Source organism: Clostridium aquiflavi (assembly GCF_031344075.1).
In the GTDB taxonomy this organism is placed as follows: Bacteria; Bacillota; Clostridia; order Clostridiales; family Clostridiaceae; genus Clostridium; species Clostridium aquiflavi.
The window spans coordinates 1-764 of record NZ_JAVJAN010000108.1 but is presented as its reverse complement, the minus strand read 5'-3'; the positions used below and the strand labels follow the sequence as shown (position 1 = coordinate 764).

Genomic DNA, 764 nt, shown 5'->3' with positions numbered 1-764 from the left:
GTAAATGCAGATACAAAGAAAAACTTACAATTAAGAGTAGATGCAGAACATGGAGCATGTCAAGGAAAGAAAGACTTAGCAACATTAGCTAAACAATTAAATTTAGATGCAATCCATGACACAGTACATGAAATGTGTAAAGATGAAGCTAGACATGGAAGAGCATTTAAAGGATTATTAGATAGATATTTTGCATAATACTTAAATTTCAATATATTGATAATTATCCATTAAACCCAAAACTCTATTATAAATAGGTACTAGAAATTTAATTTCTAGTACCTATTTTATTATGTGCTTTAGAGTTAAAGAAAACCACTTGACTAAGCGGGTGGTGGGAGGCTAGTTATTTTCTTTAGAAATTTATAAAATTTTTAAGACCTGAGAGGTAAATAAAATATAATTTAATAAAGTAAATAGAATTGAGAACTAAAAGTGAATATTTAGTACAAAAATTCTTTAAAGTAATTTTCAACTTATCAAAGTTCCTTTTTAATATAGGAATATCCATATATATAAATTGCTAATTAAAATATTTTAAATTTTTTTTATAAAAAACTCTTTACAAGTAATAATAATTATTATATAATAATAACTGTAGAAGAGATAAAACAAAAAAACAACAAAAGATAAATGAAAAAATCAAATAAAAAATTAAAGAGTGTGTATATAAATTAAAAGAAAACAGGGGGAATTAAATTATGAAAAAATTTGTTTGTACAGTATGTGGTTATGTATATGAAGGAGAAGCAGCTCCAGAAAAA

General features: G+C 24.0%; 2 protein-coding genes. Both read left to right on the top strand.

The genetic code is table 11. The features are described 5' to 3' along the window. Positions 1 to 198, top strand: a 198-nt coding sequence (locus tag RGC78_RS16145) for a ferritin family protein (protein ID WP_491536913.1), incomplete at its 5' end; no start/stop codon positions are given. 503 nt (positions 199 to 701) lie between these two features. Next, positions 702 to 764, top strand: a 63-nt coding sequence (locus RGC78_RS16140) for a rubredoxin-like domain-containing protein (RefSeq protein ID WP_350339626.1), incomplete at its 3' end; no start/stop codon positions are given.